The sequence below is a fragment of the Chitinophaga niastensis genome, assembly GCF_003014755.1.
In the GTDB taxonomy this organism is placed as follows: Bacteria; Bacteroidota; Bacteroidia; order Chitinophagales; family Chitinophagaceae; genus Chitinophaga; species Chitinophaga niastensis.
Genome location: NZ_PYAW01000001.1, coordinates 1,764,211 through 1,789,950, shown reverse-complemented (window position 1 = coordinate 1,789,950; position 25,740 = coordinate 1,764,211). Strand labels below are relative to the sequence as shown.

24 protein-coding genes are annotated in these 25,740 nt (G+C 43.7%); 16 read left to right on the top strand and 8 right to left on the bottom strand.

The features are described from left to right. Nucleotides 1-11: 11 nt before the first annotated feature. Nucleotides 12-1,148, top strand: coding sequence for a glycosyltransferase (locus tag CLV51_RS07500; protein ID WP_106527345.1), 1,137 nt, complete (start codon nucleotides 12-14; stop codon nucleotides 1,146-1,148). A 199-nt stretch (nucleotides 1,149-1,347) separates the two neighbouring features. Beyond that, the gene (gene rsmG / locus CLV51_RS07495) at nucleotides 1,348-1,977 is read left to right on the top strand and encodes a 16S rRNA (guanine(527)-N(7))-methyltransferase RsmG (RefSeq protein WP_106527344.1); all 630 of its coding nucleotides are present in this window, start codon (nucleotides 1,348-1,350) and stop codon (nucleotides 1,975-1,977) included. Here the strand turns inward: rsmG and CLV51_RS07490 are convergent. Then, nucleotides 1,974-2,852, bottom strand: coding sequence for a cation diffusion facilitator family transporter (locus tag CLV51_RS07490; protein ID WP_106527343.1), 879 nt, complete (start codon nucleotides 2,850-2,852; stop codon nucleotides 1,974-1,976). The genes rsmG and CLV51_RS07490 overlap by 4 nt on opposite strands. A gap of 88 nt (nucleotides 2,853-2,940) precedes the next feature. On the opposite strand from CLV51_RS07490, the gene CLV51_RS07485 reads away from it, so the two are divergent. The 5 genes from CLV51_RS07485 (at nucleotide 2,941) to CLV51_RS07465 (ending at nucleotide 5,997) form a co-directional block, all read left to right on the top strand. Then, nucleotides 2,941-3,528 carry an RNA polymerase sigma factor gene (locus CLV51_RS07485; protein ID WP_245898647.1) on the top strand — a complete coding sequence of 196 codons (588 nt, stop codon included), beginning with the start codon at nucleotides 2,941-2,943 and terminating at the stop codon, nucleotides 3,526-3,528. Between the two features lie 17 nt (nucleotides 3,529-3,545). After that, a complete protein-coding gene (locus CLV51_RS07480; RefSeq protein ID WP_106527342.1) occupies nucleotides 3,546-3,974 on the top strand; it encodes a hypothetical protein in 429 nt (142 codons plus the stop codon). 13 nt (nucleotides 3,975-3,987) lie between these two features. Then, nucleotides 3,988-4,197 carry a hypothetical protein gene (locus CLV51_RS07475; RefSeq protein ID WP_106527341.1) on the top strand — a complete coding sequence of 70 codons (210 nt, stop codon included), beginning with the start codon at nucleotides 3,988-3,990 and terminating at the stop codon, nucleotides 4,195-4,197. A gap of 197 nt (nucleotides 4,198-4,394) precedes the next feature. Then, the gene (locus tag CLV51_RS07470; RefSeq protein WP_106527340.1) at nucleotides 4,395-4,961 is read left to right on the top strand and encodes a DinB family protein; all 567 of its coding nucleotides are present in this window, start codon (nucleotides 4,395-4,397) and stop codon (nucleotides 4,959-4,961) included. Nucleotides 4,962-4,995: 34 nt separating this feature from the next. Then, nucleotides 4,996-5,997: a patatin-like phospholipase family protein gene (locus CLV51_RS07465; protein WP_106527339.1), complete on the top strand. Its 1,002-nt coding sequence runs from the start codon at nucleotides 4,996-4,998 to the stop codon at nucleotides 5,995-5,997. Between the two features lie 189 nt (nucleotides 5,998-6,186). On the opposite strand, the gene CLV51_RS07460 is transcribed toward CLV51_RS07465, so the two are convergent. Next, nucleotides 6,187-8,073 carry a M1 family metallopeptidase gene (locus CLV51_RS07460; protein ID WP_158266945.1) on the bottom strand — a complete coding sequence of 629 codons (1,887 nt, stop codon included), beginning with the start codon at nucleotides 8,071-8,073 and terminating at the stop codon, nucleotides 6,187-6,189. 124 nt (nucleotides 8,074-8,197) lie between these two features. Between CLV51_RS07460 and CLV51_RS07455 the strand changes: the two genes are divergently transcribed. Continuing rightward, on the top strand, nucleotides 8,198-8,881 hold the full coding sequence (locus CLV51_RS07455; protein ID WP_106527338.1) for a nitroreductase family protein: 684 nt from the start codon (nucleotides 8,198-8,200) through the stop codon (nucleotides 8,879-8,881). On the opposite strand, the gene CLV51_RS07450 is transcribed toward CLV51_RS07455, so the two are convergent. The 5 genes from CLV51_RS07450 to CLV51_RS07430 all read right to left on the bottom strand — a co-directional run bounded on the left by CLV51_RS07450 (nucleotide 8,878) and on the right by CLV51_RS07430 (nucleotide 13,386). After that, complete coding sequence (locus CLV51_RS07450) at nucleotides 8,878-9,948, bottom strand: winged helix DNA-binding domain-containing protein (protein WP_106527337.1); 1,071 nt, start codon at nucleotides 9,946-9,948, stop codon at nucleotides 8,878-8,880. The two genes, CLV51_RS07455 and CLV51_RS07450, sit on opposite strands and share 4 nt — an antisense overlap. Nucleotides 9,949-10,026: 78 nt before the next feature. Continuing rightward, nucleotides 10,027-10,695 (bottom strand): 16S rRNA (cytidine(1402)-2'-O)-methyltransferase, encoded by a 669-nt coding sequence (gene rsmI, locus CLV51_RS07445; RefSeq protein ID WP_106527336.1) that lies wholly within the window; start codon nucleotides 10,693-10,695, stop codon nucleotides 10,027-10,029. Nucleotides 10,696-10,806: 111 nt separating this feature from the next. Next, complete coding sequence (purS, locus tag CLV51_RS07440; RefSeq protein WP_106527335.1) at nucleotides 10,807-11,052, bottom strand: phosphoribosylformylglycinamidine synthase subunit PurS; 246 nt, start codon at nucleotides 11,050-11,052, stop codon at nucleotides 10,807-10,809. Between the two features lie 132 nt (nucleotides 11,053-11,184). After that, nucleotides 11,185-11,952 (bottom strand): CDP-alcohol phosphatidyltransferase family protein, encoded by a 768-nt coding sequence (locus CLV51_RS07435; RefSeq protein WP_106527334.1) that lies wholly within the window; start codon nucleotides 11,950-11,952, stop codon nucleotides 11,185-11,187. Between the two features lie 144 nt (nucleotides 11,953-12,096). Next, the gene (locus tag CLV51_RS07430; protein WP_106527333.1) at nucleotides 12,097-13,386 is read right to left on the bottom strand and encodes an aminopeptidase P N-terminal domain-containing protein; all 1,290 of its coding nucleotides are present in this window, start codon (nucleotides 13,384-13,386) and stop codon (nucleotides 12,097-12,099) included. 325 nt (nucleotides 13,387-13,711) lie between these two features. Between CLV51_RS07430 and pckA the strand changes: the two genes are divergently transcribed. The 4 genes from pckA (at nucleotide 13,712) to CLV51_RS07410 (ending at nucleotide 19,309) form a co-directional block, all read left to right on the top strand. Further along, nucleotides 13,712-15,313, top strand: coding sequence for a phosphoenolpyruvate carboxykinase (ATP) (gene pckA / locus CLV51_RS07425; protein WP_106527332.1), 1,602 nt, complete (start codon nucleotides 13,712-13,714; stop codon nucleotides 15,311-15,313). A gap of 284 nt (nucleotides 15,314-15,597) precedes the next feature. Next, complete coding sequence (folD, locus tag CLV51_RS07420; protein ID WP_106527622.1) at nucleotides 15,598-16,485, top strand: bifunctional methylenetetrahydrofolate dehydrogenase/methenyltetrahydrofolate cyclohydrolase FolD; 888 nt, start codon at nucleotides 15,598-15,600, stop codon at nucleotides 16,483-16,485. Between the two features lie 44 nt (nucleotides 16,486-16,529). Beyond that, nucleotides 16,530-17,156: a 7-carboxy-7-deazaguanine synthase QueE gene (locus tag CLV51_RS07415; RefSeq protein ID WP_106527331.1), complete on the top strand. Its 627-nt coding sequence runs from the start codon at nucleotides 16,530-16,532 to the stop codon at nucleotides 17,154-17,156. A 263-nt stretch (nucleotides 17,157-17,419) separates the two neighbouring features. Continuing rightward, the gene (locus CLV51_RS07410; protein WP_106527330.1) at nucleotides 17,420-19,309 is read left to right on the top strand and encodes an OmpA family protein; all 1,890 of its coding nucleotides are present in this window, start codon (nucleotides 17,420-17,422) and stop codon (nucleotides 19,307-19,309) included. 284 nt (nucleotides 19,310-19,593) lie between these two features. Here the strand turns inward: CLV51_RS07410 and CLV51_RS07405 are convergent, their stop codons facing one another. Next, complete coding sequence (locus tag CLV51_RS07405; protein ID WP_211301946.1) at nucleotides 19,594-20,400, bottom strand: 5'-nucleotidase, lipoprotein e(P4) family; 807 nt, start codon at nucleotides 20,398-20,400, stop codon at nucleotides 19,594-19,596. 91 nt (nucleotides 20,401-20,491) lie between these two features. Between CLV51_RS07405 and dprA the strand changes: the two genes are divergently transcribed. From dprA to CLV51_RS07385, 4 genes are all read left to right on the top strand, one after another. Then, complete coding sequence (gene dprA, locus CLV51_RS07400) at nucleotides 20,492-21,592, top strand: DNA-processing protein DprA (protein WP_106527329.1); 1,101 nt, start codon at nucleotides 20,492-20,494, stop codon at nucleotides 21,590-21,592. A gap of 112 nt (nucleotides 21,593-21,704) precedes the next feature. Further along, nucleotides 21,705-23,177 (top strand): IMP dehydrogenase, encoded by a 1,473-nt coding sequence (guaB, locus tag CLV51_RS07395; protein WP_106527328.1) that lies wholly within the window; start codon nucleotides 21,705-21,707, stop codon nucleotides 23,175-23,177. A 170-nt stretch (nucleotides 23,178-23,347) separates the two neighbouring features. Then, nucleotides 23,348-24,961, top strand: a complete 1,614-nt coding sequence (gene lnt / locus CLV51_RS07390) for an apolipoprotein N-acyltransferase (RefSeq protein ID WP_106527327.1) — start codon at nucleotides 23,348-23,350, stop codon at nucleotides 24,959-24,961. After that, nucleotides 24,942-25,733 carry an alpha/beta fold hydrolase gene (locus CLV51_RS07385; protein WP_106527326.1) on the top strand — a complete coding sequence of 264 codons (792 nt, stop codon included), beginning with the start codon at nucleotides 24,942-24,944 and terminating at the stop codon, nucleotides 25,731-25,733. Before lnt ends, CLV51_RS07385 begins: the two co-directional genes overlap by 20 nt. The last annotated feature ends 7 nt before the right edge of the window (nucleotides 25,734-25,740 follow it).

The following is a 25,740-nucleotide window of genomic DNA, read 5'->3' as shown; positions in this document are numbered from 1 at the left end:
TTGCCAGCATTATGCTTGACCATCTGGGTGAAATTGCCTTATACTTTTTTGCTGCTGTTGCAGGGATACAAATTATTTATTTCCTTTTTGTGTTTTCCCGGGTAGCTTTTTACAGACGTAAATTTGACCTGGACCACACACCGGACGGGCCTTTTTCCGTTATCATCTGTGCCAAGGATGAAGAATTGAACCTGCAGAAGAATCTGCCGGGGGTATTACAGCAGCGTTATCATCACCACCTGAAACCGGAATACGAGGTAATTGTGGTGAATGATAATTCTGAAGATGATACCAAATACTACCTGCGCTCTATTGAGCCGGGTTATCCACATTACCGTCACATTGAGATAAAACAGGCCGCCAAGTTCATTCCAGGCAAAAAATATCCTTTATCTATTGGCTTAAAAGGCGCTCAGTATGAGCATGTATTGCTCACAGATGCAGATTGCAAACCAGGCAGTACCCACTGGCTTTCCTTAATGAGCCAGGGCTTCAGTGAAAATAAAGAAATTGTACTGGGATACGGTGCTTACCATAAGAAACCGGGCTTTCTGAATAAGATGATCCGGTACGAAACCTTTTTCAGCGCGCTGCAGCACCTGTCCTTTGCCATGAGCGGCATGCCTTACATGGGCGTGGGCCGCAACCTGGCTTATAAAAGGGAGTTATTCTTTAAACATAAAGGCTTCACCGGCCACCAGCATATAGCCAGCGGCGATGATGACCTGTTTGTAAATGCTGCCGCCAATAGAAAAAATGTAGGCGTAGTGATCAACAAGCAGGCCTTTACCTATTCGGAGCCTAAGATCAGCTGGATGAGCTGGTTCCGTCAGAAGACCCGGCACATGTCTACCGGCAAGCATTACCGCTTTGGCCACAAGTTTGTGCTGGGATTATTTTCACTGACACATTTCCTTTTTTACCCTGCCTTTATTCTGGGATTGTTCTTTCCACCACCTATACTTTGGTATGTGCTGGGCATCTTTACCACAAAAGTGATCATACAATCTGTGATTACCTATGCTGCTATGCGTAAACTGGACGAGAGTGATCTGTTTAAATTCAGCTGGCTGATGGATATTTTCATGGTGTTATACTATATCTTATTCACTCCTGCACTGCTGTTCAAGTCTAAAAACAGGTGGTAAATTGTCTTTCTCCCGATTAGGCTGATTATACTGATTACCCCGATTATATTTTTTTGATTATAAAAGAAAGATTAGCGAAGATTAGAGCGGATTTACCTGCTTCGATCTTCGCTAATCTTTTTACATCAAAAACAAAATCAGGGTAATCAGTATAATCAGCCTAATCGGGAGAAAGACAAATTCTCCTTATTTTTGCGGCATGGAAATTATTTTAAAGTATTTCAGCGATTTCACGCCGGAGCAGCTGGCACAGTTTGAGGCACTGAAAGGATTGTATGAAGAATGGAATGAGAAGATCAATGTAATATCCCGGAAAGATATTGAATCCTTATACGAAAAGCATGTATTGCATTCTCTCAGCATAGCCGCCATAGCGGATTTCCAGCCAGGCACACAAATACTGGATCTTGGCACCGGTGGTGGATTTCCTGGTATACCACTGGCCATTTTCTTTCCCGAAGTTAAATTTCACCTGGTAGATTCTATCGGCAAAAAAATAAAAGTAGCGCAGGGCGTAGCTGATGCACTGGAATTAAAGAATGTTACCACCGCCCACAGCCGGGTGGAAGATATCAAGAACCGTAAGTTCGATATTGTAGTATCCCGCGCAGTGGCCCCACTGGGTGATTTATGGCGCTGGAGCAAACCCGTACTGAAAAAATCTGCTGTTCCCGGCAAACAATTCGAAAAAGGTTTGATCTGCCTGAAAGGCGGTGATCTGGCACAGGAAATATCTGACAGTCGTCTAAAACCACGGTTGGTCAACGTTTACGACATCTTCCCGGAAGAAAGTTTTAAAGAGAAATTTGTTGTGCTGGCAAAAAGCTAACACCCTGTTTCCAGTGTAGCATGGGTAATGCCCAGGTGCTCAAGTTCATGACGCAATTCTTTTTTCAATGCTTCTATCCCGGCAGCAGTCATTTGTGCATCTACTTTCACCTGGGCCGTTAATGCATTTTCAGTGGTGCTGATGGCCCATACATGGATATGATAGATGTCTTTCACCCCGTTTACCCCTATAGCAGCGTTTTTCACCTCGTCTATATTAATACCCGGCGGTACCCCGTCCATAGATAAGCGTAAACTATCCCGCAGCAGTCCCCATGTGCTATATACTATTACTACCATTACCACAAGGCTGATCAAAGGATCCAGCCAATACCATTTTGTGTAGATAATCACAATACCGGCCAATACCGTACCGAGAGACACCAGCGTATCTGCCGCCAGGTGCAGGTATGCCCCTTTTACATTGAGGTCGCGATCCTTGTCTTTAAAGAACAGGAAGGCGGTGAAGCCATTTACCAGGATACCAATGCCCGCCACTATAGCAATGAGAACTCCCTGTACTTCATAAGGTTCTGTAAAACGACGCACTGCTTCATATCCTATACCACCTACCACAATCAGTAAAAGCATGGCATTAAACAGGGAAATAAGAATTGTACTTTTGCGATAACCATAAGTATAACTGGTTCTGGATTTAACTTTGGCGAGGCGGAAAGCCAGCAGTGATAGCCCCAGACTGGCCACATCGCTGAGATTATGGCCCGCATCGGCCATCAGGGCAAGGGAATGGGTAACAAAGCCTGCGGTGAACTCGGCCACCACAAAGGCCATGTTTAGTGCCATACCCCAGATAAAAGCCCTGTTAATACTGGCTCCCTGCAGCGTAGGGGTATGGGCATGAGCGTGATCGTGCATAAGACAAATTTCTATCTGCCTAAATTAAGTTGAATTTTTTTCAGCAACCGTAAAATATCTGCAACGTTGTTTCGTCATCCTTATTAAGATGAAACAGCTGGTCCTTACAAATAGCATTATGGCCATAGAGCAAAACGAACGCATACAGGCAACCGTGAAGCAGGAACGCAAGCGATTGCTGCACTTTATCCGGCAGCGGGTAAGTAATGCGTCCGATGCTGAAGATATTTTACAGGACGTTTTTTATCAGTTTACAGAATACCTCCGGCTGGGAAGCCAGATAGATTCTATCACCGGGTGGCTGTTTGCTGTAACGCGTAACAGAATAACAGACTGGTTCCGGAAGAAAAAAGAAACACCCTTTGCCGATTATGCACGTGAAATAGAAGGCGAAGAGGTACTATTCCTTCCTGAAATACTGTCGGATGAAGCGTTACAGGCAGATACCCCTATGGTGCGGAAAATCATGTCGGAAACTATTATGGAGGCAATAGATGAATTACCGGCAGAACAACGACAGGTATTTTTACAACATGAGCTGGAAGGAAGATCTTTTAAAGAAATGAGTGAAGAAACCGGTATCAGCGTAAATACCCTGTTATCGCGCAAACGCTACGCAGTATTATATTTGCGGGAGCGGTTAGCAGACTTGTACAGTGAATTATTAAACAACTAAGTTAATTTATTAAAGATATGAGAAACGAATTTGGCAAACGCAGAGGCTTCCACATAGCAAAGTTCCTGGTAATGGGTGTGGTGTTTATAATAGTAGTTGGATTTGCAACCATGCTGTTGTGGAACTACCTGATCCCCGAACTATTCCATGGTCCGGTGATTACTTACTGGCAGGCGTTAGGGTTACTGTTATTAGGTAAACTTCTCTTTGGCTGGCATAACCACCAGCGCTCATGGGGTGGCGGTGGCCGATGGGGCGGCGGTGGCGATTGGAAAGCCCGCATCAAAGAGAAGATGGCTCATATGACACCAGAGCAGCAGGAAAAAATGAAACAACATTTAAGGAATCGTTGCAGACCAGGCTACGCTTGGGGAGCAGACTGGGACTGGGATGATACTAAAAAGGAAGACGAGGATATTAAAAAGGAAGACAAAGAATCACACTAAAAAACATTGTGCGATGATAGGTATATTCAAAACCAATATAGGCAGCCAGAAAGATCGTCAACACATGATCCAGGCCATAGCATCCAGTTTTCCGGTGGGCTCCTGCCACGTTGACCTCGACGACTGTGATAAAGTACTACGCATTGCTGATTTACAGGTGGAGGAAAATATTATCATAGATTTTGTTAAAAAGCAGGGTTTTGTATGTGAGGTGCTGGAATAATTTTAAGAAATTATTAGCCTATTGATAATATTCCAGCCTAAAAGCCCTTTTAAATACATATACACGTATTTTATATGTTTATTTCCTGTTGGCCGGCTCGTAAATCTGGTGTAACTTCAGAGAGAATGCAATGGCCAGGGTATGTTAATTAAAGCGCCAGGGTTTTGTGTTTTCTGCACCCTCTAAATCTTCCTCCTATGTACCTGAACCAGCATGAGATTCAATCTCTACTGAATAAGACTTTTGACAATTTCGTTGATTTTGTCAATACGTTGCAGGATATACGTTTTACCGCATCACCCTACGGTAAATGGTCAGCAGGTCAACAACTGGATCATCTGACTAAATCCATCCGGCCGGTAAGCAGTGCATTGGGGTTTCCTAAAATAACCCTGCTTTATTTTGGTGTTAATCAACGGCCATCCCGCTCCTACGATACCCTTGTATCTCATTACCAACAAGTATTGACAGCCGGCGCTAAAGCTACCAGGGCATATCAGCCGGGTGTAATTTATCCGGCACAACGCCCGGCACTCATACGGAGCTTTATGAATCAAAAAAATAAACTGGCCACTAAACTATTAACCTGGTCTGAAAATGACCTGGATAGATATCGTTTACCACATCCACTCCTGGGGAAGATTCCCATCCGTGAAATGTTGTATTATACTGCTTATCATAACCAACATCACTTAACCAGACTAAAGGATCAGGAATTACAAGGTCATACCTGGCAAAATCAATTACAACAACTAATTTTTTAATCCTAAATTGGCCCTGGGATACTAAAAAATTACCATGGCTAAAACTGCATTAGTAATTAGCGGCGGTGGCTCCAGAGGTGCCTTTGCTGTTGGCGTACTTAAATATTTATATGCACACCGACGTGATATTCAATTTGATCTCTTTTGTGGTACCAGTACCAGTGCAATCATTGCCCCACTGGCTGCGCTGGGAGAGATTAATTTGTTAGAGAAATTATTCACCAGCAACAGTACAGCGGATATCGTTACTACCGCTAACATGGTACAGCGTTTTACCAATAACAACGCGCTGTATAATGCTACCCCATTGGTACATAAGCTAAACAGTATCTTTACAGATGCCCGGTTTGTAGCACTGGAACAATTAAAAACAGCCGTATTTGTAACGGGTTTGTGCTTACAAACCGGCCGTACTACTTACTTCTCACCTACACGTGATACCATAACAAAAAAAGATTATGATATAGTCAAATTGTCCGATACACAATCGCTCCGGGAAGCTGTGCTGGCCTCCTGCAGTATGCCGGTTTTCATGCCACCAGTAGAGATGTCCTCCCTGCCGGACCAGGTGCAGCAATTCACCAACGGTGGCGGAAGTCACTACGCCCCCATTCAGTTGGCCATTGACCATGGCGCCACTAACATATACACCATTCTGTTGACACAGGAAACACCACCAGAAGATGATATTCAATTCAAGAATGTAATCGATATCCTGGAACGTCATATAGACAATAACACCAACGAACTCGCCGCCACAGACGTGAAGATGACCCTGTTACACAACAAGGCATTAACCTACCTGGATGCTGTAAAAAATAAAATGAAAAAGGCTGGTATTGCTGCTGCAGATATCAAAAAATATTTCGACATCCCTGATGCAGATCCTTTTAAAGAAAAGAAGCTCGTGGAATTGCATGTCATCCGGCCGGATAGAGCCCTGGATGTAGAAATGGGCGGAATGGAATTTACACCGGAAGTGATGAAGGAAATGCTGGCCGCAGGAGAGGAAAAAGCGGCAATGCTATTCGGGTGAAATTGTCTTGCTCCCGATTAGACTGATTATGATGATTACCCTGATTATTTTTTTGATTTTGAAAGATTATAAAAAGATTAGCGAAGATCGAAGCCGGTAAATTGGCTTTAATCTTCGCTAATCTTTTTATAATCAAAAAAATATAATCAGCGTAATCATCATAATCAGTCTAATCGGGAGCAAGACAATTTACGATACTGCTTTATTATTACTTCTGTCTACATCTGCCATACGCTGACTCGGATCTATCTCCATCTCTTTAATATCAGATAACGGAATGTCCAGCTCTATTTCATAAGTAGGATTGGTCCAGTACCATACGGTATCGACTATACGTTTTACGCCTGTATATTCATTAGGCTTTTCACCATACATGATAGACAATGGAATATAGTGCAGTACTTTATTTCCATTCTTATCGGTTACCATAAAGTCAACAGGCATAGGCATATATCCTATGCGGCGCAAACGCACAATAGTTTTGTTACCCTTATCATATACACTATCAATACTGTAATCAATATGCTTGGTGGAATTGATAAAGTATTGTTTGTACCAGTCCAGTGCAATGCCACTTTCTTTCTCCATCACGCGGATAAAATCATTCACGTTAGGGTGTTTAAAACGCCACTCTTTGTAGTAGCGTAACAGGCCATTGTCGCGGTTTTGAGCGCCAATAACATATCCCAACTGCTCCAGGAATACTGCACCTTTGGAATAAGCAGTGAGGCTGTATCCGTAGTTAGTGTTGTAATGATCAGCGTGCGTGGTAGCCGGTTCTTCAAAAGCGCTTCTTGCCAGTGCAAAATAACCTGCATAAGAATCGTCGTGCGGGTTACGGCCTTTCAGGGAATCGACAGTATTATAAATAGTATTGTCCTGTGCGAAAGTGGTAAAACCTTCATCCATCCATGGATACAGGCTTTCATTGGTAGCCAGCATCCCCTGGTACCAGCTATGCATCCATTCGTGTATAGCTACACCATATAAGCCATCCATTTTACCATTGCCCATGATCAGGGTAGCCATTGGATATTCCATACCACCATCGCCACCTTGAATAAAGGAATATTGCTCATAAGGGTAAGCGCCGTAATGTGCTTTGATATAGCTGTATGCTTTAGGGATCATCTTTGCCAGCTGTGGCCAGGTATTGTGAGTATTATCATTATCCAGGTAGAGGAAATGTGCAGTAAAACCGTCTACTTTTTGTGTAATGTGCTTGTATTCAGGATCAGCAGCCCATACAAAATCGTGTACATTGGGTGCAATAAAATGCCAGGTCAGGGTATTACCGGCCGGCCTTGTAACTTTAGCGCCGGGCGCTTCATAGCCATAACCAATCTGGTTGGGATTCTGCAAGTATCCGGAACCGCCCAGCACATATTTTTTATCGATGGTAATTTTCACGTCATAGTCGCCCCATACACCGTAAAATTCGCGGGCAATGTAAGGTGTAGCATGCCATCCTTCGTAATCATACTCACACATTTTAGGATACCACTGCGCCATAGAAAAGTCCACACCTTCAGAATTATTACGACCACTGCGACGAATCTGCACCGGCACCTGTGCCTCAAACTCCATATCAAATGCTGCTTTGGCATGTGGCAGGATAGGCTTATCCAGCGGCACTTCCAGGATGGTTTCTACTACTTTAAAGCGTTGTGGTTTACCATCGCGTTTCAGTGAAATCACTTTCTGGTAGCCTATTTCATCAGGCCCCAGTTTAGAAATACGATCACGTACACGGTTATCCCAGTCCAGGCGATTATTGCCTTTTCTGTCTTTCCCTACGGATATTTTACCCAGCTCACGGCTGCGTACATCCATCATGCTGTTAGGCTGAAATGCGTTCCAGTACAGGTGATAAAAGACTTTCTTTAATGTATCGGGGGAGTTGTTATAATATTCCAGGTGTTGTTTGCCTTTGAATTGGTTGGCAGGTGCATCTACTGCAACATCCATGGTGTATTTTACTCTTTGTTGCCAGCGATCAGACTGTGCCTGAAGTTGTAACCAACTGCCTGCCAGCATAGCAATGGCAAGACAGCTTCCTAATACCCGGTGCTTCATTCCGTAAAAATTTGATTCAGGCAGCTAAAATAAGCATTTAGGGATAGTATCAGGCCATAAAGCCATATAATTACACCAATGGCAATCGGCAGATAATTCTTAAATTTAGTAAAATCATACACCCATGTCATCCAAGAAACTTATTGATGGTTACCCTTTTGTCAGTTATACACACGACACCTACGATGCTCCTGGCATGATTTCGCAGGCAGCATCCTTTCTAACGTGGATGGATAAACGAAGAACAGTCCGCGATTTTTCAGATACACCCGTACCTAAAGAAGTGATCGCAGACATCATCCGCACGGCCAATACAGCACCTTCCGGCGCCCATAAACAACCATGGACTTTTTGCGCGGTGCAGAACCCGGACATAAAAAAAGTGATCCGTGAGGAAGCCGAAAAAGAAGAATACAAAAGCTACAACAGCCGTATGCCAAAAGAATGGCTGGATGATCTGAAACCCTTGCAAACAGACTGGCATAAGCCATTTCTGGAAGTAGCTCCCTGGCTGATCATTCTATTTAAACGCATTTATGAAACAGATGACAACGGCAAAAAAAGGAACAACTACTATGTACAGGAAAGTGCCGGTATCGCTGCGGGCTTCCTTTTAGCAGCTATTCATCATGCAGGACTTGTTGCATTAACACATACACCCAGTCCGATGAATTTTTTAGGAGATATTTTAGGCAGACCAGACAATGAAAAAGCATTTCTGCTGGTGCCTGTTGGTTATCCTGCAGCTGAGTGCTGGGTACCGGATATTCACCGAAAACCATTGGAAGAAGTAGCTGTATTTTATTAATGAAAGCCTGCCAGTTTCAGATCCAGAAACTGTGCATATTGCAGACCGGCGGCTTCTAATGCTTTCTGCTGGGCTTTCTTCAGGGGCTTAAAGGGCGCCGTTTCAATAGTAACGGTATCCTTTTTAAAAGTTCGTTTCCATGTTCCCACTACCTGTCCATTGATAACCATCACCGGGTTAAAGATGCCATTGATAGTCATTACTTTGTTTGCATGAGCCATATCTATCACGTCGCTGCGATCTTTATAAGCGATGAAATATTCATCAAAAGCAGGTAATAAAAAGGCGGTATCATCCGGCACATTAACTTTCCCGGGGGCTGTCCAGTATTCCGCTTCATTGATACGATGCGATACCAGGGATTTTTTTACCATTTCCAAACCGGCCCTGGCATCCGTAACGGATAATCCTGACCACAATGCAAAATCAGCCACCGTAGCGGGTCCATGGCTGGTAAAATAACGTTGCGCGAGGGTTGATAATGATTGCTCTCTGCTAAGTTGTTTCGAAACAGGCAACCATTCATCCAGGAGTGTATGTGTGTGTTGTTTACCTCTCAGCGGACCATTGCAGATAATACCTGTCAATGAAGCCCGGTAAAGGATATGGTTCATTCTGTTCTCTTCTGTATTGATACCTTTTTCCTGCATTAACGCTATCAGCTCTTTGCGAATAAGCTGCTGTCCGCCCTCTAATGCCTTTTTTATCAACTGATTGGTTTTGTCGAACAGATGATCATCCATACCTAACTTCCGTTCTATACTACGCATACGCGTCATCACATTAGGTTGTATGAGTGTAAGTATCCAACGGATATCTTCTGCAGCCATCAGATGTAATGTACCACGCAATGCGGAGGTACGGACAATAGATTTATTGCTGATTGCTTTTTCGATATCTGCATCGGTGCTGCCGGGCAGGCGCACACCTATGCCCCACTTGCTGTTGGCATATTCCTGTGACTGCATAGCGCCAAACCAGGATACCACTTCATGCGGCTGTTTGAAGGAAGTTTGCAATAATTGCTGGTGGAATAAACGTTGTCCGGCAATATCAATAGTGGACATGGGTAAATGATTTGAAATACAAAACAACTACATGCATGTGACAACGGTATGTCAACAGGAAATAACCAGGAGAAAAAATTATTCCACGCCCTGTACCACCAATACTATTTCGCCTTTCACCGGTTTAGCGGCAAAGTGATCATGTACTTCCTGCAAGGTACCGCGTTTGTTTTCTTCAAACATTTTAGTGAGCTCGCGGCTTACGGAGCAGGGGCGTTCAGGTCCGAAGTACTGTATCAGATCAGCCAGGGTTTTGACCAATCGCATAGGTGATTCATAAAAAACGATGGTACGTTCTTCCGTTGCGAGTTGTGTAAACAGGGTATGGCGGCCCTTTTTGAGTGGAGGAAAACCTTCAAAGGCAAAACGGTTCATTGGAATGCCACTATTCACCAGTGCAGGTACAAAGGCGGTAGCACCAGGTAAACATTCTACGGGTACGCCTGCACGATTACATTCACGTACCAGTAAAAAGCCGGGATCAGAAATACCGGGAGTACCGGCATCTGTGAGCATGGCCATCGTTTTGCCACCTTGTAATTGCGACAGCAGGTGCTGCACAATCTTATGTTCGTTATGCTGATGATAGGGCGTAACTGGCTTGTTAATCTGGTAATGCCGTAGCAATACACTGGAAGTACGGGTGTCTTCAGCCAAAATCAAATCTGCTTCCTCCAGTACTTTTACAGCTCTGTAGGTAATATCGGCAAGGTTGCCGATAGGAGATGGAACGAGGTATAATTTCATTAATTACGAATTACGGTTCACGAATTACGGATCGAAGAGGAGAAATCATCGAAGATCTTCGTAAAAATCTCCTCACAACTCCGTAATTCGCAATTCGTAATTCGTAATTATTTATTGTATCTGTACTTCAAAAGATTCCATTACCTGGTTAGCCAACAGCTTCTGGCAGGCACTTTCAGCGATCTGCTGTGCTTCTTCCTTGCTGGCGGCTTCAATTTGCAGGGTAATGTGTTTACCAATCCGTACATCTTGTACCTGGCCCATGCCAAGGTTTTTGAGACCACTCATCACCGCTTTACCTTGCGGATCCAATAATTCTTTCAGTGGCATCACATTGATATGTGCAGTAAAAGTCATTGTGCTAAAAATTTTGCCGCAAACCTACATTAAAATTACGAATTACGAATTGCGAATTACGGCTTTATATGAAGATCTACCCGAAAATCTACTCACCAAACCGTAATTCGCAATTCGTAATTCGTAATTTTATTAGTTTGTTTGCATTTTAGGAGGAACTACTATTGATAATATTACGTAACAAATGAATATCAAAGGTACTGTAGCAAACTTCAACAAAGGTATTCCAACCAGTGTAAGTATAATCAGTAAAAACCGGGTCCAGTTGTCGGCCAGGCTTTTATTTTTAAACTTCAGGCTGATCATCGGGATCTCTGCCACCATGAGGTAACAGAGCACTGCAATGATCACATATAATACCCATATATTCTGGAACCAATGCGCCAGATTAAACGGATTAAACAGTACAATTAATGGAAAAGATGCCACCAGCAAGGCTACTGCCGGGGTTGGTACGCCAATAAAATTTTCTGACTGACGGATGTCCAGGTTAAATTTTGCCAGTCGATAAGCCGCAAAACAAGGCACCAGTAAAGCCGGAGCCAGGTTTACAATAGATACATCAAACACATCCGGTTGCTGAAAGTAGGCGCTGCGGAGGAGTCTGTATAACATCATACCCGGTACCACACCAAACGTTACCATATCTGCCAGTGAATCTAATTCCTTACCCATAGGGGATTGTACGCGCAACAAGCGGGCTGCCAGGCCATCAAAAAAATCGAAGATACCGGCCAGTACTACCAGGGCAGAGGCCCAGTAAACCGGCTCCGGGCTTACAACCGTATAGTCGGTACCGTTAAATTCTGCATGGTATTCCGGCGCATGTAATATGCATATAATCGCCAGTGCCCCGCAAAAGAGGTTACATAGGGTAATAATATTGGGTACTTGTCGCATTCAAATTGGTTTAAAAAAACACAAAATACAAATAGCTTTTAGCTTTTAGTATTTAGCTTTTAGTAAAAAATGCAGCGGAGATCAGTTATAACACTTATTCTCCGCTGCATTTTTTACTAAAAGCTAAATACTAAAAGCTAAAAGCTATTTCATCAGGGCTTCTATTTCATCTGCCGTGATAGGAATATTCTTCATCAGATCTACATTGCCAGCCGCAGTGAGCCAGATATTGTTTTCTATGCGGATACCCATTTTTTCTTCTTCAATATAAATTCCTGGCTCGATAGTCATTACCGCGCCTTCAGGAATTGGTTGATGTAAAGAAGGACCAAGATCATGTACATCCACTCCCAAATGGTGAGAGATGCCATGGTACAGGTATTTGCGGTAAGCTGGTGTTTCAGGATCCTGGTTTTTCACGTCTTCTTCTGTAATTAATCCCAGTTTCACAAATTCTTTAGTTGCTTCCTCTCCTACCATTTCATGGTATTTAGCAATGGTAATACCCGGGCGCAGGATGGATTTAGCGTAGTTATGCAGGTGCAAACAAGCATCATATACCTGGCGCTGGCGTGGTGTAAACTTGCCATTTACGGGTATTGAGCGGGTAAGATCCGCATTGTAACCACCGTATTCCGCACCAAAATCCATAAGGATCACTTCACCATCTTTACATTCCTGATTATTGGAGATATAATGCAGGGTGCGGGCACGATCGCCGGAAGCAATGATAGAGCCATAAGCCTCGCCGGCAGAGCGGTTGCGCAGGAACTCATGCATAATTTCTGCATGAATTTCATGTTCCCATACGCCGGGCTTAATAAATTTAAGTACACGACGGAATGCTTTTTCAGTAATATCCATCGCTTCCTGTATTACCTTAATTTCTTCCGGTGTTTTTACAGCCCGTAATTCTTTAAAGATCACTGCTGCGCGGAGATAATTGTGCAGCGGGTAACGTACTTTCATTTCCTGCGCATAGCGGTAATCTCTTACCGGCACCAGGTTGGATTTACGGTTATTTTCGTTAGAATTCAGGTAGATATTGGCAGCATCGTTGATCCATTGCTGAAGCAATGCGTCCAGGCTATCCAGCCACACTACCGTAGACATTCCGGAAACAGCATATGCTTCCTCTTTGCGTAAGCGGTGTCCGTCCCATTTTTCTTTTAATTCGTTAGGGCGCACTAATACCAGCACTTCGCGGTATTTCGGATCCGGATTATCCGGAAACAATACCACCATTGTATCTTCCTGATCAATACCTGTAAGCCAATACAAATCAGAATTTTGTTTGAACTTAAACAAGGCGTCACCATTGGTGGGCAGTTCATCGTTGGAATTGATAATAGCTATAGACTGTGGCAACATTTTAGCCACAAAACGCTGGCGGTTCTTAACAAACAGCTGCGGATCCAAGGGCAGATTCTTCATATATCCTGATTTTCAAATAAGGCTTCAAACCTAGGTAAATTTTTGGATGTAGAAATGTCAGTTGTAGTTGAATTGTCAAATCGGTTAATATCTGCAACATAAAATGACAAAATCGTACTAATACTTACTTGCAAATACTTAATGTTATATTAACACATCCAATGTTTGATAATCCTACAAGGAAATGAATACATATTGAAGATATTGCAAAATTACGGCCGAGTACCACTACAAACTTCTAAATTTTAATGGTATAACACCGATAAAATTTGACAATATCAAAAAATCGGTAGTTTTGCTTTTACACCAAAACAATCTTCCTTTTATGCAAATGAGTAGCGTAAGGAATCCTGTTGCTGACTTACGGGAATTAGGCATAGAGAACGCAGCGAACGTTTATTACCAACTTTCACCCGAGAAACTGGCAGAGCAAACAATTGCCAGAAAACAAGGGGTATATGCAGACAGCGGCGCACTGGCCGTTAACACCGGTGAATTTACCGGTCGTTCTCCAAAAGACAAGTTTATCGTGAAAGATGCCATCACAGCAGATACGGTAAACTGGAATGATTTTAACATTCCTATTTCTGAAGCAAATTTTGATCGTTTATATAGCAGAATCACCAGCTATTTTTCCGGCAAGGATGTATGGGTACGTGATTGCTATGCCTGTGCAGATGAGGATTTCCGGGTAAACATTAAAGTAATAACAGAACTGCCATGGTCTAGTCTGTTTGCTTATAATATGTTCCTCCGCCCTACTGAAGAAGAGCTGGAATACATGCTTACCGACTGGACGGTGATACAAGCTCCTGGCTGTCTCGCTGATCCTGCCACTGATGGTACCCGTCAACAGAACTTCTCTGTAGTGAATTTCACTAAAAAGATGATCATCATAGGCGGCAGCGCTTATACCGGTGAAATCAAGAAAGGTGTTTTCACTATTCTGAATTATGTTTTACCACACAACAAAAATGTGCTGAGCATGCACTGCTCTGCTAACCAGGGTAGTGATGGCGATACTGCTATATTCTTTGGATTGAGCGGTACCGGAAAAACCACGCTGAGTGCAGATCCTGCACGTAAGCTGATAGGTGATGATGAGCACGGCTGGACATCTACCGGTGTATTTAACTTTGAAGGCGGTTGTTATGCAAAATGTATTGACCTCTCTGAAGAAAAAGAGCCACAGATATTTCATGCGGTACGCAAAGGCGCGCTGCTGGAAAATATCACGTTCTTCCCCGACACTAATACTGTGAATTACGCAGATAAAACCATTACGGAAAATACCCGTGTATCTTATCCGCTGACATACATTGACAATGCCCTGGAACCTTCTGTAGGAGGCATTCCTAAGAATATATTCTTCCTTACCTGCGATGCTTATGGTGTATTACCACCAATATCAAAGTTATCGCCGGGACAGGCCATGTACCAGTTCATTTCCGGTTATACTGCAAAAGTAGCCGGTACAGAAGCGGGTGTTACAGAGCCTAAATCTACCTTCAGCGCATGTTTTGGCGCACCATTCCTGCCGTTGCATCCTGCACAGTACGCGCAGATGCTGGGTGAAAGAATGCGCAAGTATGCAGTAAATGTATGGTTGATCAATACCGGCTGGACTGGTGGTGCTTATGGCACCGGTAACCGTATTAAGCTGAGTTATACACGTGCAATGATTGCTGCGGCACTTAATGGTGGCCTGAATAATGCTACTTTCCAGGCACATCCTGTATTTGGATTTGCAGTTCCTGATGCTTGCCCCGGCGTTCCGGACAACATCCTGGATCCGCGCAATACCTGGGAAGATAAGGCAGCTTATGATGCCAAATCAAAAGACCTTGCTGCCCAGTTTATCCGCAATTTTGAAAAATATGCATCAGCAGCTGAAGCCGAAATACTGGCAGCAGCACCAAAAGCCTGATAATACGATGTGATCTGAGTCTTCCTGTTATTAACATCAACAAGAAGAATTATATTTAAGTTTTGCCTTATAACTTCCACCAATACGCAAGTTCTGACAGGTGCAATGCCTGAGCAAAACAAGTTCCAGCACAGGAACTTGTTTTGCTGGACTTCCGAATAAGCTTTTCACACAAAGACACAAAGGAGCAAAGGCGTAAAGGTTTTTTTATTTAAAAAATGATCTTTGCGCCTTTGCTCCTTGTGTCTTTGCGTGAAATTTCTCCTTTTTCCTTACCTTTGCACATGCAAATTTTAGACGGTAAACTAGTTTCTGAGGCTATCAAGGCCCAATTAGCCATTCAGGTGGCTGAATTAAAAGCCGCTGGTAAAAAAGTTCCTCACCTGGCAGCCATATTGGTGGGTAACAATCCGGCGAGTGAAACCTATGTAGCTTCCAAAGTAAAATCATGTGCAGAGTGCGGGTACAATTCTACCTTACTTCGTTTTGATGCACAAATCTCTGAAAAACATCTGTTGGATCAGATCACATTGCTGAATGAGAATCCGGATGTAGATGGCATATTGGTACAACTGCCTTTACCTAAACATATCAACGAAGAACTGGTCATCAATACCATTGATCCCAGCAAAGATGTAGATGGTTTTCATCCAATGAATGTTGGTAAAATGGTAAGCGGTTTACCTGCTTTCATTCCTGCTACACCATACGGCATTATGCTGATGCTGGAACATTATAACATACCTACCAAAGGCAAACATGCGGTGGTGATTGGCCGCAGTCATATTGTGGGTACACCGATGAGCATTTTGCTGAGCCGTAATACCAATCCAGGTAACTGTACAGTAACACTCACACACTCGCAAACCCATAACCTGCCGGAAATCTGCCGTCAGGCGGATATCATCATCGCTGCCATTGGCAAGCCTGATTTTGTGACCGCTGATATGGTGAAAGAAGGTGCTGTGATTGTGGATGTTGGTATCAACCGTGTGGAAGATGCTACTAAGAAAAGTGGCTTCCGTTTGAAAGGCGATGTGAAATTTGATGAAGTAGCGCCTAAATGCAGTTACATTTCTCCTGTGCCCGGTGGCGTAGGACCAATGACTATTGCGGCTTTACTGAAAAATACCTACCACGCCTCTATTGGTTTGAAAGGAAGTATGAACTAAAAGAAATTCCGGCAATAAAAAACCGGACCTTTGTGAAGTAAGTCATGTCTGTAATAACTACAAATATTAATACCAGTACCCTCCCCGTGATGGAGCGCTTTTACACTATTCAGGGTGAAGGCTATCATCAGGGCAGGGCAGCCTATTTTGTGAGGCTGGGCGGCTGTGATGTTGGCTGTGTATGGTGCGATGTAAAAGATAGCTGGGATGCTGAAAAGCATCCGCAGGTACCCGTAACCGATATCGTAGCGGAGGCCGCGAAGTTTCCCGGTCGCATAGCAGTGATCACCGGTGGTGAACCACTCCTGCATCAACTCGATGTGCTCACAAAAACCTTGCATAAACAAGGTTTTCAAACACATATAGAAACGTCCGGTTCTTCTCCCCTCAGCGGTAGCTGGGACTGGATTACCCTGTCTCCCAAAAAGTTTAAAGCACCTTTACCGGATATCTGTAAAGCAGCACACGAACTGAAGGTGGTTATCTTTAACAAAACTGATTTTGCCTGGGCAGAAAAATATGCTGCACTGGCAGGCAAACACTGCAAACTCTACCTGCAACCGGAATGGGAACGCAGTGCAGAAATGACACCGCTCATCATTGATTATATCAAGGATAATCCGCAATGGACCATGTCTTTGCAGATCCACAAGTATATAAACGTACCGTGAAATTGTCTTTCTCCCGATTAGACTGATGATGCTGATTTTACTGATTTTATTTTTTTGATTTTGAAAGATTTTAAAAGATTAGCGGAGATCGGAACGAATATTATTCGCGCTGATCTCCGCTAATCTTTTTATAATCAAAAAAATAAAATCAGTAAAATCAGCATCATCAGTCTAATCGGGAGAAAGACAAAAGCCGAAGGCTTTCCATTTAATACGTAATCTTTTCATAGTAATTTCGTTAATTACATCAGCGAATATATACTATGAGAAAAACCGCCCTATTATTAGTTACCTTATTTTGTATTGGACTGCAGTTGCAGGCCCAAACGGTTACCTATGAAACAGCACCTAAAAAGGCAAAAGCCAGCTTTGACCGTGCTGTGGAAGCAGTTCGCAATTATCAAAGCCAGGCTGCTATCGGCTTCCTGCAGGAAGCGATAAAGTCGGCGCCTGGTTTTACAGATGCATACGGACAAATGGGCTTATGTTATGTAGAATTAAAAGACTACAAATCAGCAGTGGCCGCCTTTGATAAATTAAAACAGCTGGACAGCAGCGCTTTGCGTCCTATAATGGTATCCTATTCCCGGGCAATGGCCGGAACAGGAAATTTCGTAGGGGCGTTACAGTTAATCAATCAATATCTTTTCATTGCAAAATCAAAAAATCCTGTTGCTGAAAAGTTAAAAGCAAACTATGAATTTGCGGTAAGTAATAGTCAGCATACAGTGCCTTTCCATCCGCAAAATTTAGGTGATCACATTAATACTAAAGACCCGGAATACTTTCCTTCTCTCACTATAGACAGTAAAACCCTCATCTTCACCAGACGCGTAAATAACCGCAATGAAGATTTTTATATCACCTACCGGGACAGCAGTGGCTGGTCGCTTGCACAAAACATGGGCGAACCCGTTAATTCCTCTTTCAATGAAGGCGCGCAAAACATTTCACAAGATGGTACCATGTTGGTATTCACCGGCTGCGAATTTCCGGAAGGCAAAGGCAGCTGTGACCTGTATTACTCGGAGAAAACCCCTAACGGATGGACTGCTCCAAAAAACTTTGGTGCCCCGATCAATACCCGTGATTGGGAATCGCAACCCTGTCTCACAGCAGACAAACAAACACTTTATTTTGCAAGAGAAACACCTGATAACGGTGCAGATATATTTGTAACCAACCATTTGCCAAACGGCCAGTGGAGCGTTCCGCAGAAGCTCGGCCCCAATATCAATACCAGTGGCCGGGAAACCACTCCTTTTATTCATGCTGATGGACAAACACTTTATTTCGCATCTAATGGCCATCCCGGTTATGGCGGACTGGATATATTTTATTCCCGCCGTCAGCCGGATGGCAGCTGGGGACCAGCCACCAATCTGGGCTACCCGATCAACACGATTGATGAAGATGCTTCACTCGTAGTGGATGCCAATGGTAAAACAGCTTACTTTGCATCTGATCGTTCTGATACCCGCGGCGGACTTGACATCTACAGTTTTGAGCTGTACCCGGAAGCAAGACCACTGCAAACATTATATGTAAAAGGTTATGTGTATGATACGCTCACGCATGAACGCTTAACTGCCAGTATAGATGTGATAGATCTGCAGGGTGGTTATAACATTGCTACCGTAAAAACCAATGCCACCGGGGATTATCTGGCACCATTACCTGTAGGAAAAGATTATGCTTTTCACGTAAATAAAAAAGGATATCTCTTTTACTCTGATAATTTTTCTTTGAAAGATCACAATCCAGGTGTGCCTTATGAGAAAAATATTCCCTTGCAACCACTGGCAGCTAACGCAAGTATTGTATTGCACAATATCTTTTTTGATACCAAACAATACAGTCTGAAACCATTGTCGGTAATAGAGTTGAACAAGCTGGTAACCCTGTTACAGGATAATCCGTCTGTAAAGATTGAGATAGCCGGATATACAGATAATGTAGGTAGTGATAAAGACAATCAGCTGTTATCTGAAAACCGTGCAAAAGCAGTTGTTATCTATTTAACTGAAAAAGGTATTGCTGCGAATCGCCTTGCATCCAGGGGTTATGGCAAAACCAATCCCGTTGCCACCAATGATACGGAAGAAGGCCGTGCAGAAAACAGACGCACTGTATTCCGGATTATCAGCCTGTAGATTGTCTTTCTCCCGATTAGGCTGATTACACTGATTACCACGATTTTATTTTTTTGATTTAAAAAGATTGGCGAAGATGATATGCTTTTGTCTGAACCAGGATTAAACAGATTTGAAGGATTACCCTGATGGGTGTTATGTTGTTTTTATCCGAAAATATACGCGGATATCTCCGCTACAATCTTCGGCATCCATCAGGGTAATCCTTCAAATCTGTTTAATCCTGGTTCAGACAATATAATCTTTGCTCATCAGGATAATCACATGAATCACAAAAATCACAGTTAATAATTCTTCAATCTACTCTTTAACACAGAATCTTTTTGTTGAGTATTTAGTTTGTATTGATAATCATACAACGCCCCTTCCCAGTCGCCATACATAGGATTAGGCAATACAATAAAGCGGCTGCCGAAGCTGGCAGCGGATTGCATTGCAGCGGCATTTCTTTCTTCAAAAGGTTTTTTATCAAATATGGCGGCAAAATCGCTCAGGTTATCTCCAAACAACATCACTATCTCAAATTGTTGTAGTACCTGTTGACGGCGGGATTCTTTACCAGATGTTGTTGTTTTCAGTAACAGGTGCTGATCATCTGCATCGGGGAAATTATAACGTTGCAGGTTTTTTAATGTTACTGCTCTTTCTGCTTCCAACCTGTTGGTGATGTAAAATACTTTTACGCCTTTGGATGCTGCATATTTAAAAAAAGCTGGTGCGCCGGGAACCGTATCTGCAACTACTTTTGCAGTCCATTCCATCCAGCTTTTATCATCGTATCCTTTGCCGCTTAATGCCTGGTGTACGGAATATGGGCTGTTATCCAGCACTGTTTCATCGATATCTGTAACCACCGCCAGTGGCTTATTTCCTTTAGTTGCCAGGTATTGATCCAATCGTAATGCTGCCAGTTGATATGCCTGCAAACACAACGCCTTGTACTCACCGGATTGTTGCTGCCACAACGCAGCCCATGCCGGCCCTTCCGGAACCAGTTGTGTATGTTGTGCCTGTTCAGCCAGCGGCTTTGTTGTTTTACATGCAAATAGTCCTACTATCAGCATACCTGTCAATAACCGTTTCATCATCATAAAATTATCTGTTGATAACTGCAAAAATAATTCACGCTCACCACAAAAAGTGACGCAGGAAAATTGTAATTTAAGCTGAAATAAGTTTGTTATGCCCCAGGAATTAATGTATCAGATTGCATTAACCCGGATTCCCCTGATCGGTGATGTAATTATTAAGAAATTGCTGGAACATTTTGGTAGTGCCGGCAATATATTCAAAGCAAAAAGATATGAACTGGAGAGAATCGAAACAGTAGGTACGGTAAGGGCCGCTGCTATCCGTCATTATCACAACTTCTCCGAAGTAGAACAGGAAATTGCTTTCCTGGAAAAATACAGGATACAACCTTTGTTTTGCACAGATCCGGCGTATCCTAAAAGGCTGTTGCATTGCTACGATAGTCCGGCTATGCTGTATTTCAAAGGAAATGCTTCCCTGAATCCACCTCGTATGGTGAGTGTGGTGGGCACCCGGCATCCATCCCCCTATGGTAAAGCAGTGTGTGAAGAACTGGTAAAAGAGCTGGCAGCCGCCAATATCACCATTGTAAGTGGTTTGGCATATGGGATAGACATCATTGCCCATAAGACAGCCCTGGCCCTGCAAACGCCCACTATAGGCGTGCTGGCGCATGGACTGGATCGTATCTATCCTTCTTCGCACAAACAGGTAGCGGTGCAAATGCTGGAACAGGGTGGTTTATTAACTGATTTTATGAGTCAAACAGCGCCTGATAAACAGAACTTCCCTAAGCGCAACCGCATCGTAGCGGGCATTTGCGATGCCACCATTGTAATCGAAAGTGGTATCCGCGGCGGCTCGCTTATTACCGCTGATCTGGCTAATGGCTACAATCGCGATGTATTCTGCATTCCGGGGCGTATCCATGATCCGCTGGCAGCAGGCTGTAATCATCTTATAAAAAATAATAAAGCGATACTACTGAGCAGCGCGGCAGATGTACTGGATATGATGGGTTGGCAGGCACGCGCTACACCCGCGCCAGTAAAGCAACCGGAGCTATTTTTACAATTAACGGACGAAGAGCGGCTCATCATGACTTTATTCCGGGAAAAATCGCAGCGACACCTGGAGGAATTGTACCTGCAAACGAGGTTATCCGGTAGCCAGGTAGCCCTTGCCGTGTTTAATCTGGAGATGCAAAGCATGCTTAGAAGCTTACCAGGACAGCGTTACGAGCTCGTTTAGCTGTTAACAGCTAAATGCTAAAGGCTAACAGCTAAATGCTATTATTTTATTTATTGGGTAATAAGGTGTACATTTGCGTGCAATTATTTTTTAACTGATTAATAGTTGCATCATGCCTGCGGGAAAATCTAAACCCAAATTTGTAGCTGACGGACTTACATTTGATGATGTGCTCCTGGTTCCGGCCTACTCTGAAGTTCTGCCTAAAGAAGTAAATCTCTCTACGCAATTAACAAAAAACATACGTCTGAATATACCGATGGTATCTGCAGCGATGGATACTGTTACAGAAGCCACGCTGGCGATTGCATTGGCGAGAGAAGGCGGAATAGGTATTCTCCACAAAAACATGAGCATCGAACGGCAAGCCGAAATGGTAAGACGGGTGAAGCGTAGTGAAAGCGGAATGATCATAGACCCCGTTACACTGAAAGTTGACGCCACTATCGGTGAGGCTTTGAGGCTGATGAAAGAAAACGGCATTGGTGGTATTCCCATTATTGACGATCACAACAAACTGGTAGGCATCCTGACCAACAGAGATCTGCGGTTTGAAAAAAATAAAAAACGCCTTGTAAAGGAAGTAATGACCAGCGAAAACCTGATCACCGCTCCGGAAGGCACTGACCTGAAGAAGGCAGAAAAAATTCTCCAGCATTACAAAATCGAAAAATTACCGGTTGTTAATAAGCAAGGTAAACTGGCAGGTCTGATCACTTACCGTGACATCCTCCAGCTGACCAGCTATCCTAACGCTGTTAAAGACGAATTTGGACGTTTACTGGTAGGTGCGGCACTCGGTATCACCGCCGACCTCCTGGAGCGCGCACAGGCCCTTATAAACGTAGGAGTGGATGTTGTTTGCCTGGACAGCTCACATGGTCACTCTATTGCCGTATTAAACAACCTCAAGAAATTAAAGAAAGCTTTCCCTAAACTGCAGGTAATTGCCGGTAACGTAGCTACCGCAGAAGGTGCACTGGCACTGGCTCACGCAGGTGCTGATGCAGTTAAAGTAGGTGTAGGCCCTGGTTCTATCTGTACTACCCGTATCGTAACAGGTGCTGGTTTCCCACAACTGTCTGCTGTAATGGAAGCTGCCGATGCATTAAAGAAACTGGGTATCCCGGTAATTGCAGATGGTGGTATCCGTTATACCGGTGATATGGTAAAAGCCCTCGCTGCAGGTGCTTCCACCATCATGGCTGGTTCTATCTTTGCCGGTGTGGAAGAAAGCCCCGGAGAAACAATCATCTACGAAGGACGTAAATTTAAATCCTACCGTGGTATGGGCTCTATTGAAGCCATGCAGGAAGGTAGCAAAGACCGTTACTTCCAGGATGAAGATGATATCAAGAAACTGGTACCGGAAGGTATTGTAGGCCGCGTTCCTTACAAAGGAATGTTATCAGAAATAGTGCAACAGTTTGTTGGTGGCTTACGTGCTGGTATGGGCCTTACTGGTTCCAAAGATATCAAAACCTTACAGGGTGCACAGTTTGTGAAAATTACTGCTGCTACTGTAAAAGAAAACCACCCGCATGATGTGGTCATCACTAAGGAAGCACCAAACTATAGCAGGTAATCAATTACGAATTGCGGATCTGAGCGTAGATCGGCATTTGTAACAGTAAAAAATAATTATAAAATAACGGAACGCCGGGCATTAAAGTGCCGGGCGTTTTTGTTTTCAGACATTCCGCTCTTATCTTCGCTCAGATCCGTAATTCACAATTCGTAATCCGCAATTTTTGAATGAAACTACCTCTTTTTATATATAGTTTGCTTGCTGCCTTACTACTGTGGCTTGCCTGGCCTACTATGCCACTTACTCCGCTCATTTTCATAGGATTTACTCCCCTGCTGTATATCAGCGAAAAAGTACAGCATCGCTGGAAATATTTCGGGCTGATATTCATGGCACTCCTGGTATGGAATGTAGCCACCACCTGGTGGGTGGGCAATACTACCCTGCCACTGAGCGGCGTGTTTGCCAACTGCTTTAACGCGCTGCTGATGAGCATTCCCTGGCTGGCATATAAAAATACCCGCCGGAAATTACCGGAAGTAGTGGCTTATTTCTCGCTCATCGTATATTGGTTAACGTTTGAATACATTCATCAAACCTGGGAATTCAGCTGGCCATGGCTGGTACTCGGCCATGCTTTTGCTTTAAGACCCGGATGGATACAATGGTATGAATATACCGGCACCAGCGGCGGAACCCTCTGGGTGTTATTGTCTAATATCGTTATTTACAACGTGTGGAAACGGGCACGCCTGTACGATTTTTCCTGGAAGCAACTGCTCCGTAATGAAATATGGAAACCGGCAGCAGTGGTATTTCTTCCGATGATATTATCTTCCTTTATCTATCCTTCACCGGATGATCCGGCCCGAAAAACGGAGGTGGTGATTGTTCAACCTAATATTGATCCGTACGATGAAAAATTCAGCAGCGGCTCTGCTATACAGCAACTGGAAAAATTTATTCATCTCACAGAACAAAAAGCAGATAACAATACCCGTTATATCATCTGGCCGGAAACAGCACTGTTTCCGCAGGGTGCATGGGAAAATGAATTGAACTATCAACCCGAAGTAATTGCCATCAGAACAATGCTCCGCAAATACCCAAAAGCTAAACTGATCAGCGGAGCGGCTACACTGAAGCATTACCGCAGTACAGACGAAATACCTGTAACGGCAAGGCAGCTGAACGATGGCAGCAGATGGGATGCCTACAACAGTGCAGTACAGATAGATACTTCACAAAACATCCAGGTTTACCACAAATACGAACTGGTGCCCGGTGCAGAACTGGTGCCCTATGTTCGCTACCTGTCGTTCATGCAAAGCGTGGCACTTGATTTTGGTGGTATTTCCGGCAGCTATGGCCGCACCCCCGGGGTGGAGTTGTTTACCAATCCGGCAGACAGTACCAACATCTTCCCGGTTATCTGCTACGAATCTGTATTTAGTGATTACATTGGTACGCATATTAAGCCTGGCGCTGACTTACTGGTCATTATCACCAATGACGGCTGGTGGGGCAATACGGAAGGACACCGGCAGCACCTGCAATATGCCCGGATACGTGCCATTGAAACCAGGCGCTGGGTAGCCCGCTGCGCTAATACAGGCATCTCTGCAGTGATTGACCCGGCAGGAAATATTTTTCAACCGCAACCTTATTGGAAGGAAGCTGTTATTAAGGCAAATGTAACACCCAGGTCAGGAATTACGTTCTACGTAAGAAATGGCGATCTCCTTTCAAAAGGGGCATTAATATTTTGTATCTTGTTATTGGTACATGCTTTTATTTCACGATTTATTCCCGGGTTAAGACATGCGGAAATCAATCAATAACGGAAACGTCACCTGGCTGGATGAAGGCGAAGGTGCACCGGTAGTACTTATACACGGTTTTTCAGAAAATGCCGGTTTATGGGAGATACAAACAGCATGGCTAAAAGCGCATTACCGTGTCATTATCCCGGATTTACCAGGAACCGCAGCTGCGCCACTTTCTACCCCGCTAACAATTGAATCGATGGCGGAGTACGTGTATGCGATACTGTTAGCTGAAGATATTAAGACAGCAGTGATCATTGGTCACTCTATGGGTGGTTATATTGCACTGGCACTGGCAGAAAAATATCCGCAGCTGCTGAAGGGGCTTGGATTATTTCATTCCACTGCAAAAGCAGACAGTGAAGAGAAAAAAGAAGGCCGTCGCAAGTCCATTAAATTAATGGAAGAATACGGAGGAGAAACATTTTTAAGGCAAACATTACCTAACATGTTTAGTCCTGTTGCCAAAGCCAGTGATCCGGATCTGGTAAATGTGTACATAAAAATGGGCATGGAATGCCAACTGCCGGCCCTGGTGGCTTATTATGAAGCGATGCGGGATCGTCCGGACAGGACAGCCGTATTAAAAAGCATTAACGTACCGGTATTGTTTATAATAGGGAAAGATGATAATGCAGTGCCGTTGGATAACGTGTTGCCGCAAATAACTTTACCACGTATAAGCAGTATACACATTTTTGAAAACGTGGGGCATATGGGGATGTGGGAAATAGTAGCCCCCAGTAATGTGATACTGCAGGATTTTGTAACATTTTGTCAACTATAATCTTCTA